Origin of the sequence: Sutcliffiella sp. FSL R7-0096 (assembly GCF_038595065.1) — a bacterium.
Taxonomy (GTDB): Bacteria; Bacillota; Bacilli; order Bacillales; family Bacillaceae_I; genus Sutcliffiella_A.
This window is the reverse complement of record NZ_CP152003.1, coordinates 3,884,994-3,898,042: the sequence shown is the minus strand read 5'-3', so window position 1 is coordinate 3,898,042 and position 13,049 is coordinate 3,884,994. Positions and strand designations below refer to the sequence as shown.

Annotated in this window: 11 protein-coding genes; 10 read left to right on the top strand and 1 reads right to left on the bottom strand. The window is 42.3% G+C overall.

What is annotated here, in order from left to right; all coding sequences use genetic code 11:
- Positions 1 to 213 precede the first annotated feature (213 nt).
- From kduI to MKY77_RS19950, 10 genes are all read left to right on the top strand, one after another.
- Positions 214 to 1,044, top strand: coding sequence for a 5-dehydro-4-deoxy-D-glucuronate isomerase (kduI, locus tag MKY77_RS19995; RefSeq protein WP_339147421.1), 831 nt, complete (start codon positions 214 to 216; stop codon positions 1,042 to 1,044).
- A gap of 12 nt (positions 1,045 to 1,056) precedes the next feature.
- Positions 1,057 to 1,809, top strand: a complete 753-nt coding sequence (kduD, locus tag MKY77_RS19990; RefSeq protein WP_339147420.1) for a 2-dehydro-3-deoxy-D-gluconate 5-dehydrogenase KduD — start codon at positions 1,057 to 1,059, stop codon at positions 1,807 to 1,809.
- Positions 1,806 to 2,456 (top strand): bifunctional 4-hydroxy-2-oxoglutarate aldolase/2-dehydro-3-deoxy-phosphogluconate aldolase, encoded by a 651-nt coding sequence (locus MKY77_RS19985; RefSeq protein WP_339147419.1) that lies wholly within the window; start codon positions 1,806 to 1,808, stop codon positions 2,454 to 2,456. Before kduD ends, MKY77_RS19985 begins: the two co-directional genes overlap by 4 nt.
- Positions 2,457 to 2,473: 17 nt before the next feature.
- A complete protein-coding gene (locus MKY77_RS19980) occupies positions 2,474 to 3,118 on the top strand; it encodes a DUF624 domain-containing protein (protein WP_339147418.1) in 645 nt (214 codons plus the stop codon).
- A gap of 11 nt (positions 3,119 to 3,129) precedes the next feature.
- Positions 3,130 to 4,083: a sugar kinase gene (locus MKY77_RS19975; protein WP_339147417.1), complete on the top strand. Its 954-nt coding sequence runs from the start codon at positions 3,130 to 3,132 to the stop codon at positions 4,081 to 4,083.
- Positions 4,084 to 4,091: 8 nt separating this feature from the next.
- Entirely contained in the window at positions 4,092 to 4,853 is a 762-nt protein-coding gene (locus MKY77_RS19970) for a glucose 1-dehydrogenase (protein ID WP_339147415.1), read from the top strand.
- 13 nt (positions 4,854 to 4,866) lie between these two features.
- A complete protein-coding gene (locus MKY77_RS19965; protein ID WP_339147414.1) occupies positions 4,867 to 7,179 on the top strand; it encodes a DUF4962 domain-containing protein in 2,313 nt (770 codons plus the stop codon).
- A gap of 148 nt (positions 7,180 to 7,327) precedes the next feature.
- Complete coding sequence (locus MKY77_RS19960; protein ID WP_339147413.1) at positions 7,328 to 9,856, top strand: right-handed parallel beta-helix repeat-containing protein; 2,529 nt, start codon at positions 7,328 to 7,330, stop codon at positions 9,854 to 9,856.
- Entirely contained in the window at positions 9,857 to 11,026 is a 1,170-nt protein-coding gene (locus tag MKY77_RS19955) for an MFS transporter (RefSeq protein WP_339149871.1), read from the top strand. It abuts the gene before it with no gap.
- Between the two features lie 404 nt (positions 11,027 to 11,430).
- Positions 11,431 to 11,985, top strand: a complete 555-nt coding sequence (locus MKY77_RS19950; RefSeq protein ID WP_339147411.1) for a hypothetical protein — start codon at positions 11,431 to 11,433, stop codon at positions 11,983 to 11,985.
- A 204-nt stretch (positions 11,986 to 12,189) separates the two neighbouring features.
- On the opposite strand, the gene MKY77_RS19945 is transcribed toward MKY77_RS19950, so the two are convergent.
- Entirely contained in the window at positions 12,190 to 12,660 is a 471-nt protein-coding gene (locus MKY77_RS19945; protein ID WP_339147410.1) for a DinB family protein, read from the bottom strand.
- Between the last annotated feature and the right edge of the window lie 389 nt (positions 12,661 to 13,049).

The window sequence follows — 13,049 nt, the reverse complement described above, 5'->3', positions numbered from 1 at the left end:
CTAAGTCAGGGCCGATATTTATAATGTTCGTCTTTTGTTACAGAACTTTGGTTTTGTACCAGCCTTATTCTGTTTAAAAATGCTTAATTACGATAACAGGACGAATACTCATCTAAAAAAAACCAACTAACATACAAAATTATTCCTTAGGTAAGGAGGATTGTAGATGCTAAGATTTAGACAATGTAAGCGATTACTTTTAAGGGGGTCAATATGGAAAACCGATATGCAACAAATCCCAATGAAGCAAAACATTACACAACGGAGGATTTCCGGAACAATTACTTAATCCAAGGTCTCTTCCAGGAGAACAAATTAAAGCTCGTTTATTCCCATGAAGACAGAGTAGTCATAGGTGGAGTGAAGCCTTTAAACGGTTCGGTACTCTTGAGCGGCGAAGCTTTCCTGAAAACAGAGCATTTTATGGAGAGAAGGGAACTTGGAGTCGTCAATATTGGCGGACCAGGCTTGATTCGGACTGAAAAGGAGTCTTTTGAATTGAATGCAAGAGATGGGCTTTATATCGGAAAAGGGGAAAAGAAGGTGGAGTTTTCAAGCAAGACAGTCGAGAACCCTGCAAAATTTTATCTTGTTTCCACTTTGGCCCATACGACATTCCCGTCTCGAAAGATTGATATACGGGAGGCCGAACCTGTTCATCTTGGTGCAAATGAAGAATCCAACAAAAGAACGATTTATAAATATATACATGCAGACGGAGCGCAGAGCTGTCAGCTAATGCTTGGTATGACGCTTTTAGAGCCAAACAATATGTGGAACACCATGCCAGCTCACATCCATGATCGCAGGATGGAGACCTACCTTTATTTTGATATGGAGGAGAACAGCAGGGTGTTCCATTTCATGGGGGAACCGAGGGAAACAAGGCATCTAGTGGTAGGTAATGAGGAAGCATTGATTTCTCCGCCCTGGTCCATTCACTCTGGAGTGGGAACAAGCCGCTACTCTTTCATTTGGGCGATGGCTGGTGAGAATTATACATTTACCGACATGGAGTTTGTCCCAATGGAGGATCTTCGATAGGAGGAGTGCAAGGTGGAAAAATTTTCATTGAAGGGAAGAACCGCTCTTGTCACCGGGGCGAGGACGGGAATTGGTCAGGCGATAGCAGTGGGGCTTGCCGAAGCTGGTGCAGACCTTGTATTACTTGGTCATAGGGATAATATGCAGGAAACGGAGATGATGGTCGGAAGATGGGAAAGAAAGTGTAAAACCGTCATTGCAGACCTGGGGAATCCTGATGAGGCTGGGGGAGTGGCAGAGAATATCCTGTCCAACACGACAGTGGATATCCTCGTCAATAATGCTGGGATCATCCGCAGGGAACCAGCAGTGGATTTCTCTAAGGAAAATTGGAATGCGGTGCTTAATACAAATCTCCATTCCCTGTTTCATTTCACCCGGCCTATTGCCAAACAGATGCTGGGTAGGAAGTATGGAAAGATCATCAATATTGCCTCGTTGCTTTCTTTTCAGGGAGGGATTACGGTGCCTTCTTACACCGCAAGCAAGCATGCTGTCGCTGGGCTGACAAAGGCGTGGGCCAATGAATGGGCCGCTGGCGGGGTCCAGGTGAATGCGATTGCGCCTGGTTATATTACTACCAACAATACAAAAGGCCTTCGAGAGGATATGGAGCGAAATGAAGCCATCCTCTCGCGGATCCCGGCTGGCAGGTGGGGAGAAGCATCCGATATTGCAGGTGCGGCGGTATTTCTAGCTTCAGGAGCCTCGGATTATGTGAACGGTCATATTCTTGTCGTGGACGGGGGGTGGCTTGCCAGATGATGCAGAAGGAGGAGGCCAAAGAATACATCGTTAATAATGGCGTCATTGCCGTTTTAAGGAAAATTCCATCTGCTTATCTTTTGAAGCTATCGGAAACCTTGGTGAATTCCGGGGTGAAATGTTTGGAGGTGACGATGGATACCATGGAAGCAAGCAGCGCAATCGAGATGCTTAACAAGCATTTCAATGGAGAGGCATTGATTGGTGCAGGAACAGTCAGGACTGCAGAAATGGCAGTGGAGGCAAAACGTGCTGGTGCAAGTTTCCTTTTCAGTCCCTTTTTATCATCGGAAGTTTTAGAGGCTGGGAGAAGTCTTGGAATTATCACCGCACCAGGAGCAATGACACCGACGGAAATCCATGAAGCGTCAGTATTAGGTGCAGATTTGGTCAAGGTGTTTCCTGCAGAAGTCCTAGGTAGCGGGTTCATCAAAGGTGTTGGAGCAGTGCTTGGTAATCAATTGCTTATTCCTACCGGCGGGATTACGGAGAAAAACGCGCGTGACTACATACGTGCTGGAGCGGCGGCAGTAGGGGTTGGTGGATCACTCATGAATGTGGAACGGATGGAATCGGGACAATACCACCTGATTTCAAATATCGCAAAGCAAATTGCCGAACAGGTCCAAGAAGCGAAATCAACTTAAAAGAAAGGAAGGGGAAGATGAACGATGACGGCATGATCAACAGGTTTAATATGGTGGCCGAATGGATTTACTTTTTGCTCAAGGTACAGGTTTTGTGGTGGTTGGGTTTATTTTGCGGGGGAATTATTTTTGGTTTTTTTCCTGCAACATTTTCCTTGTTTGGGGTAATGCGTAAGAGGCTTCAATTAAAAGAGGAAGAGACCTGGTCATTATTCTGGCGGGGATATCGAGAGAATTTCGTTATTACCCAACTTGTCGGATTCATGTCTCTTGGAATAGGGCTGTTTCTATACATGGACATTCGCATCCTTCAAAGCTATGAAACTCCTTTCGCTCAGTTAATGGCGAATCTATTGATCGGTATTTCCATTATTCACTTATTGTGCAGTAGTATTGTGGCCGCCGTTTATGTCCATTTTAGGTTGCGGATTCGGGATATAGTCAAGCTTGCTGTGACAATTATCATTACACAACCGGCGATTGCACTTGGAATATCATTTGTCCTTGGTGTTACAGTTCTCTTCCTCCTTTTTCTTCCTATCTTAGTCTTTTTGATAGGATTCAGCATGTGCGCCTATTTTGTAATGAAGCTTGCACTAGCTTCTTTCCAAAAGGTAGAAGAGGTAGAGTTTATTCGAAGTCCTGAAGGGTCGTCAACATAGGGGGGAAGCAGATGGATATCATTACATGGGGGGAAACGATGGTTTGCTTTACCCCATTGCATGGAGATAGGCTTGAGCAGGCTCCGTATTTAGCGAAAACAATTGGAGGAGCAGAGACAAATACTGCAATCGGACTAGCGCGTCTCGGAAAAAAAGCGGGATGGATCAGCGGACTTGGTGATGATCCGTTCGGACATTTCATCCAAAAGGTGGTCAGGGGAGAAGGTGTTGATATAGAAATGGTCAAGTTCTCCAACGACCTTCCTACTGGTGTCATGTTCAAGGATATGGCAAGCAGGGAAAGCGTCCATGTTCATTATTATCGTAAGCCTTCCGCAGCAGCATCCATCGTTTTGACAGAGGAGCATTTCACCTATCTAAAAAAAGCCAAAAGAGTGCATTTGACGGGCATTCTTCCTGCACTGAATGTTTGTATGCAAAGGGAATGCCTTCGTCTTATAAAATGGTGTGCCAGAGAAGGCATCCCTGTCAGCTTTGATGTGAATCTTCGGCAAAAGCTATGGGATGTGAAAGAGGCAAAGTCCTTTTTTGAAGAAATATATGCTTACTTGGATATTTTATTTTTGGGGGATACGGAGGCCTGTCTTTGCTCGGGGGAAGAGAATCTGGAGGAGGCAGTGAGCTATTTCAGGAAAAGGCTCAAAACCTCAGGGGTGCTTATTGTGAAGAAAGGTGAATTTGGCGCTAGCGCTTATCAAGGTGAGAGAAGCCTTCACTCTGATTCTGTACCAGGCACAATGGTTGTCGACACGGTAGGTGCAGGGGATGGTTTTAATGCAGGCTTTTTATACGGGGTGTTGGAAGGTTATTCTCTAGAGGATTGTCTGGAGATGGGGAACTGGTGTGGTGCGATGATCGTTTCCCGGCTGGGAGATTACCAAGGTGCACCAACTCTAGAGGAAATGAGAACTTGGAAGAGTAAAAGAAAAATAGTGGAAAGGTAGGAACTACCATGATGAATTTGGAAGGGAAAAAGGCATTGGTAACGGGAGGCGGAACAGGAATTGGAAGAGGGATTGCCCTTAAATTGGCAGAAGCTGGCGCCGACTTGGTTGTCCATTACGGAAGCAACCGCACAGGTGCGGAGGAGGTGGTCGAGATGATCACAAAAATGGGAAGGAAAGCGAAAGCAGTACAAGGTGATGTCCTTTTGAAAGAAGATATCATCCAGGTGTTGGGGAAAACGAAAGAATTCTTCGGAGGTACTTTAGATGTTCTCGTAAATAATGCGGGACATCTTGTTCAACGATCTCCGGTTGAAGTGATGAGTGAGGAGCTTTGGCACAAAATCATGGATGTGAATGTCACAAGTACGTTTCTTGTATCCCAGATAGCCATTCCACTCATGAAGGAAAATGGCGGGAGTATCGTGAACATGACTTCGGTGGCCGCCCATAACGGGGGCGGACCTGGTGCAGCGGCGTATGCGGCTTCAAAGGGAGCGGTCCTGACATTTTCCAAAGCTTTGGCGAAGGAACTGGCACCCCATAATATTACCGTTAATGCAATCTCACCAGGCTTCATCGGAGACACGCCGTTTCATGACACCTTTACGACTGAGGAAGGCAGAATAAATGCAGTCAAGGGAATTCCAATGCAAAGAGCTGGAAAACCCGAAGATGTAGCTGGTGCGGTTCTGTTTCTAGTATCAGAGCTCGGTAGCTACCTTACAGGTGAAACAATTGAAATTAACGGTGGAATGTACATGAGATAAGGAGGAGAAAAGAATGAAAGAAACAATTATCAGCTTATACCAGCCGAAAAGCGGAGAGTTGAATGTGCCATATCAGCCTGATGAGACAACCCAAATCATTGAAAATCCTCCACGCTTTACTTGGATGCCTGCCAAACTCGAAGAGGAGCTTTATGCAGTGGAGATTTCATCCTCCCCATCCTTTGAGATGGAGAAGACGAGAATCTATCAACCTGTTCATCAAAATTTTTTCACTCCGGATCAGGCAATGGCGCCTGGTACCTACTATTGGCGTTATGCCTTGCTTGATCAGGCTGATCAGGAAAACCGTATCAGTGAATGGAGTATAGCTAGGAGCTTTCAAATCAGTGAAGGCCTGCCAGAAACCCCACTACCTTCTAGGGAGGCAAGGAATTCTGCCCCCGATTTACCTAGGCCGCGCCTATGGTTGAGTGAGGGGGAGGTCGAACAGTTTAGGGAGAAAATTAAACTGTCGGAGGACTATTGTAATTGGGGCACTTTCTTCAAGAAGTCTGTGGAACCTTTTCTACATGCGCCTTTAACGGAGGAGCCATTGCCTTACCCAAATAACGAACGTGTAGCTGTCATATGGCGTCAGATGTACATGGACTGTCAGGAAGCATTGCATGCCATTCGTCATCTAAGTGTGGCAGGAGTCATCTTAAGAGATGAGGTGATTATTGAAAAAGCAAAAAAGTGGCTCCTTCATATCAGTTCATGGGATACGGAAGGAACCACATCCCGTGACTATAATGATGAATCGGCTTTCCGAATTGCCGGAGCTTTGGCTTGGGGCTATGATTGGCTGAGCCAGTATTTGTCAGAAGAGGAAAGGGAGTTTGTCCGTGCTAAACTATACCGCAGGACTGAGCAGGTAGCCTTTCATGTAATGGAACGATCAAAAATTCATCATGTCCCTTTTGATAGCCATGCGGTCAGATCGCTATCCTCTGTACTTGTTCCTTGCTGTATCGCCCTTTATGGAGAGGAAGAAAAAGTGAAAGGGTGGCTGGATTATACCATTGAATATTACAGTGCCCTCTATACGCCATGGGGGGGAGCGGATGGCGGTTGGGCGGAAGGCCCACATTATTGGATGACGGGGATGGCTTATGTCATAGAAGGACTTAACCTTATCAACAAATTCCATCAGATCAATTTTTTCTCCAGGCCATTTTTCCAAAAGACAGGGGACTTCCCACTGTACGTCTACTCTCCTGACACGAATAGGGCAAGCTTTGGTGACCATGCCAATCTCGGTGAGCGTCCCGGACTTAAGGTGGGGTTCAATATCCGTCAGTTTGCAGGGATCACTGGGAATCCCTATTATCAATGGTTTTATGAGCAGACGAAGGAATGGGACACAGAGGCGGATGAGAAATTTTTCAACAAAGGATGGTGGGATTTTCATTTTGACGAGATGATGTACCAGCATGATTACCCTACGATTAAAGCGAAAGTGCCATCCGACCTGCCAAAGGTGAAATGGTTCAAGGATGTTGGTTGGGTCGCCGTGCATAAAAGCATGGGGGATCCCGCTGAACACATTATGTATTTGACGAAGAGCAGCCCATATGGCTCCATCAGTCATAGCCATGGGGATCAGAATGCCTTTGTCCTCCATGCATTTGGTGATCCACTTGCAATCCACAGTGGTTACTATGTCGCCTTTAACAGTACAATGCATATGAAATGGAGGCGCCAGACCATCTCTAAAAACGCCATTCTGATTGACGGCAAGGGTCAGTTTGCCGAGAAAGATAAGTTCATTGCCAAAAATGCCAACGGATATATAGACTCAGTCGAGGAGCGGGAGGATTGCATTTATATCAGGGCAAACGCTACTGCTGCTTATCAATACTATTCTCCGCATTTGAAAAACTATGTACGGGAAACGTATTTTGTCAACGACTCTTATTTCATTTTGATAGATTCTGTGGATCTTAATGAGCCGGCAGAGCTTGATTGGCTGATCCACAGCCTTTGTGAACCTCAATTGAAACATCAGTCCTTTACTGTAGCAGGCGAAAACGCCATTTTAGAAGGGCGATTCGTCTACTGCTCCAGTGGAGAGTTGAATTTAGAGAAGCATCATGATTTCCCTGGAGTGGACCTTAAGGAGATTGGAGATGATCCAATCCATTATAGAGTTCAGGCAAAAACGAAGAAATCTACTCGTCATCGTATCGTCACCCTGCTACAGCCAATGAAAAAACAGCAACCTAAATATGTTTCGTACTTTATGGATGACCAAGACCACGGTCTGCAATTCTACTTCACAGAAGACGGACGGACATTCCGGGTAGAAGTACCAAAAGTCTACTAGACTTAGTTATTAGACACCAAGAGCCTCTGTTATAAACGAGGCTCTTAAATTTGAAAAATGAGTTATCGAATAGGTGGATGAAAAATTACTCCTTCAATAAAGTAAAGTCCGCTGGGGGATAAAATATTTTTAAAAAGGAGAACTGAAAATGAAGAGACTCAAGCTGAAAAGTTGCTTGTTATGTTTGGTTCTATTGATTGGTTGTCTTGGTCAGGAATATGGCCTCCTTTCTGAAGTAAAGGCAATGGAGGGTCCTGTCAATTATGAAGTGATGGAGGTCATTGCAAGTGAGCATGATGGGAACGTACCGGAAAATACGATTGATGATGACCTTTCAACACGATGGTCAGCACAAGGGGTGGGCCAGTGGATTCAATTTGACTTAGGGGCTGCCAAAGAGATTGGCTATCTTGGAATAGCCTTTCATAGTGGAGATGTGCGTACGACCACGATAGATATCGAAGTGTCGTTAAATCCTCATGACGGATGGACGAAGGTGGTAGACAAACAATCGAGCAGCGGAGACTCTGTTAATCTAGAGGCGTTCGATTTTGACAATTTAGAGGGTAGATATATCCGTATTACTTCGTATGGTAATTCAGTGAATGCTTGGAATAGCATGACCGCGGTACATGTATATGCTCCATATGAAGAAGGTCCGTTAGTTAAGGAGTTAAAGGCGGTTTTCCCTGGCCCTGACCCAGATGCTGCACCATTTACAAAACCTGGGCTTGTTTATCCGGATGGCACGGCATACTTACCACACTCTTCCAATGAGGTGACAGGTTCAACCTTTAATGTGATAGATTTTGGAGCGGATCCGAGAGATAATGCCCACGATGATCTCCCTGCCATTCTTCAGGCGATAGAGACAGCGAAAGTAGGGGATGAGGTTTATTTCCCTGCAGGGGTCTATCACTTGCGAAGCACGATGCCAAATGATGGGACATCACATCTTTACCTGAAAGACGGAGTGAACCTTCGCGGTGAATCTCAGGACTCGGTGAATTTGATTTCCCATTTTAATGCTAAGGAATCACCTAATAGTAAAGTAATTACGTCTTATGGAAAACAAAACGTATTAATATCGAACATGACCATCTCCTCAAGCTTTGATGGGATATTTTCAGAAGATCCTTCCATCAATAATCCTGAACGTGGAGGCCCTGCCTATGGAATTTTTATAGCTGATTATGCAAGCAAACCATCTCAGCATATTACCATTTCACATGTAACTGTAGAGAAGTTCCAACGGATGGGTGTACGTATTGAAAAGAGCAGTAAAAATATTGTCGAGCATTCCACCTTCCGCAATGCCACGGATGTTGGAGGGGGTGGAGCAGGGTATGGTATTTCGATTCAGGGTATCCAAGGGATCCATCGACTTGGGCATGCCAATGATACGTATTTCAATGTCGTAAGGAACAACAGCTTTGAAGGTCCGTATATGCGCCATGGAACACTTATCCAGAATTTTGCCCACAACAATCTTATTACCGACAATCTGTATAGGGGAAATATACACGATGCCATAGATTTGCACGGACAAGGAGAATATTTAAACGAGATCAGACTTAATAATATTGACGGTGTTCCAAGAGGCGGCATTGGAGTTGGAAACACTGGCGGGACCGCCCCGAACAGCCATTCCGCCTCAGGACCTGGAAACTTCATCCATCAAAATACATTGAAAAATACCAGGGATGGAATTACGGTCATCATGGGCTCACCGGATACAGTCATCGAGAACAATCACATCGTTAACACCGGAACACCAGCAAACGCAAAAGGCATTTATCTTTTGAATGCCCCTAGAACAATTGTGAAAGACAATAAGATCATCAATAATTCCGCACCTGGTTTTTGGGCTATTGTAGTTGCTGAAGATTTTGGTGACCGGAACAATCAAAATAAAGGAGCGGGAATCCCAGAGGATATCATGATTTCGAACAACAAGATTATCAACAACCAAAATGGTATCAAGCTAGAAGCGGGTAGAAACATTACACTGGAAGAGAACAAAATAGTTAAAACAAAGGAAATTGACTTTCTTTCGTTGCTTGACAATGCCGATGAGGAAGAAGAGCTATTTGGGAGGATTCTGTTTCCTTCCGATGATGCCCTGGTCGATATTGAACGACCTGAAAGCAATTATGGCATCCTACATCAGGAACTTATTGATAATGATGAATCAGATAAAAACTATTTCAGGTATTTCAACATAAAACGGAACAGTGACGGTTCAAAGGGACGGGTCGGTTTTTATAAATTTAATTTCGAAGAGAGACAATCAACGGAAAGAGCTACTTTTTCTTTAACAGGTAAAACGGGAAGTAATACCGAATCTGTCAAATTAGAAGTCTATGGAATTTTAAATAATGACTGGAATGAAAGAGCCTTAGTCTGGAATAATGCACCAAATCTAAATCAGAACAAGGTCGAGGTAACTGGTGTAGCTGAGACTGCCTTTCACCTTGGTACCTTCATCATAGATTCTCCGACAGAAAAGAGGTTTACGCTTAATGTCAGTGATTTTGTTAAGCAGCATGCAGGGCAGGGAGAAGTAAGCTTTCTAGTGGTAGACGTGGAGGGCCAGAATGGGAATGTGAATATCTACTCCAAAGAGGAAGCTAATTCCAATAGATGGCCTCAGTTGTTCATCGAGACAAAGGAATAAATTGGAGCTATTAAAAGTCTAAGAGAAGTCCCATTACCTCTTTGGATCCTTTTTACCAATACGTTCACCATGGCTATCGGTTTCTTTATGCTCATTCCTCTACTTGCATTGCATCTACTGGATCATTTAGCTTTAGGTGCTACTTTGGTTGGGTTAATTATCGGAGTCAGAAGCTTTTGCCAACAGGGACTCATGGTCTTAGGCGGTTTCATTTCCGATAGGGTAAGCTACAAATATGTGATTTGCTCTGGAGTTCTAGTTCGTGCCAGTGGTTTTATCCTGTTCGGTTTTGTGGAAGGACCCTTGCTATTAGTCCTGGCTGCTGTATTATCAGGACTTGGTGGTGCTCTGTTTCACCCTTCCAGCTTTTCATTTTATACAGTCCTTTCCAACGATAAGAACCGATCATTGATTTATTCAATCAGGGAGATGCTCAGTAATACAGGTTTTGTACTTGGTCCGGTAATAGGAGCATTTTTGCTTACTTACGATTTCCAATGGGTATGCCTATTTGCTGGGGGGATGTTTATCATCGTCTTTTTACTCACACTACTTGGCTTGCCCAACCTCAACAATAGTGCTGAGAGCAAGCCATTAATAGAAAATACATCCTTAATTTTGTCTAATAAAGTGTATGTACATTTTTGTCTGAAGATGATCGGGGTTTGGTTTCTAGTTGTTCAGCTTTATCTGGCCGTCCCGGTGAAAGTACAACTGCTAGGTCTGGAGCAAGGTAAGATAGGGATCATTTATACTACTGGTGCGTTTGTTGTAGTGTGTACACAAGTACCTGCCATTCACAAATTAGGGAAACATATTTCCACCACTGGTTTGCTCAGGCTAGGGACTGCCTTGATTACTCTGGGTCTTGTTTTAATAGGATGGTCGTCTAATTTTTATTTCTTGTGTATGGGTGTTATCACATTCAGCATGGGCCAAATGTTCATTCAACCCATGATTAGCAAGCGAATAGCTGAACTTGCACCATTAAGCCATATTGGTTCCTTCTATGGTTTCAATGGTTTGGCTCTGGCAGTTGGTGGTTTATTCGGAAACATGCTAGGCGGGTTTCTCTTTGACTATTCTGTGAGAACGGAAATTTCATGGTTACCTTGGTTGGTGTTTATGATGGTTGGAGGTTTGGCTTTATGGAAGCGTGTCGTTCATTAAAATCTTCTATCATCTTTTAGAGATTGAAAGATGAGCTATTTTTCTTTTTAGTTCACTTAATGCTTGTTTTATATCTTGATTATTAAGCGTTTAGTTTAGTCATCATAATCCCTCCCTCTAGAAAATTTTAAATCATTAACATAGTTTTAGGGAGAAGTAACTAGTTTTGTTTCAATATTTTTTGAATTGATGTTAATTTTCATCAGGTACGGGGCGTTAGTACAAGAAGCTTTAAGTAAATTTGAGATTAGCTATAAATTAGTTACTAAAGGGCGCTATCCTGTAACAAGGATTAGCGCTTGTTTATTGTATAGGTCAATGAATATATCATATTGAAGGAATTTTTAGATTATGAAATAATTGGAACTAAGCAAACGGGAGGATAGATTAATAGGGGGATAAATATGAAAAGGTTGTTTATTTATTTATTTCTAGTTTGTATGCTTTTCATAGTTGGATGTAATGAAGCTCTGATATCGGATTTTGTTGATACTGAAGTTGCAGCAATTGTAAGAGGTGAAGAAATAACAGTTGGGGATTTACGTTTTTTGTATTCTGATGATAGTCTAATTGACAACTTAGATGGTACTATAAAAGCAAAATTAGCTGAGCAAGAAGTAACAGAATTAAACCTTGATGTATCACAAGAACTACAGGAAATTAAAGATAGGATAAGTGGAAAAAGTGTTAATACTTTTGATGAAGATGATACTGACTATGCAAATGATATTCGTGCGTTCGTAGATGCTCAGGCTAAGAAATTTGGAATGGTCCCAGAAGAATATTATGAGATGTATGTTGAAAAAACACAGGCAATGGTTGTTTATGTGACAGCCTATACAGAAGAAATGCTAGATGAGCCTATGAATGATGGAAGCGAATATGTCGAAAAAGCGAATATGATATTAGATAAATTAGTAGAAGATAACGAAGGGGAAATTCAGATTTTTCTAAAATAAATGAAGGGAAATTGTTCAACTAACTTGGAGCTTATGTTGAACAAGAAAGCTGAATGAAAAACAAAAGATTTTTTTACTACTCAATACAAGGAATCTATTCAATAAACGCGAACAGGCACTTTCCTGTCTCATGGATAAGCCGCTTGACTGAAGAGGAGTAAAAGAAAAGGTGCTCCACTAATGTGATTGCACCAATTTAAAGTATTAATCCCAGATACGGACCCTTGGAATATCTGCTGTTCTTAAATAATCTAATAACTGACCAGTATGAACTGATTCATGATAAGCAATTCGTAAAAGCATATCACCAAGTTCTCTTATATAACCTGACTCTGAGCGATCAATTTTAATATTACTTAAATCCTCTTCCGAAAACGACTTAATAGTAGTCATGAACTGTTTTCGATAAGGTTCTGCAAATTCTAATTCTGTATTTACAGATTTAAAAGGACGATCGGCAAAAGGTGAATCGAATTCGGATAAACTAGCTCGATTTTTTATAGCTAGGTGATAATAATGTTCACTTTCTAGTACATGCCTAATCATTTCTAAGCAGTTCAATGCTTTATCATCTGGCTTCCAATAGAGCATTTCATCAGGAATAGAGGTCCAGACTTTTATGCTTCTTCTTCTAACTTCATTGAAATTTAATGTAATTAAATCAATTGAATTCATTTAAATTCCTCCTTAGGTTAACACAATATATTAATTATACACGAATGAATGTTCGTGCTGATTAAAACATGAGGATTTTTTATGATTTTTCTGTAGTTCATCGTTCACCTTTTGGTGTTTTCTTACTATGAAAAGAATGGCGTAGTTTCTTTGATTTTAGTATTTTTCTTCAATGTAGCCATGAGTTAAGGTCAAAGAGAGTATTGGGCAGAGATGTTTATCTTGGTACTTATCAAACAAGAATCGAAAAATATCAAAAAAGATATTGGTTAGCTAAAGATTACTACCTTAATAAAGAAAATCCACTAGAGAATGCTGATTACATTTATAAAATCGTAGAAAAGACAGTTGTTCAGTAAACATAGTTTATTTTCAAGGAGTAGAATTCA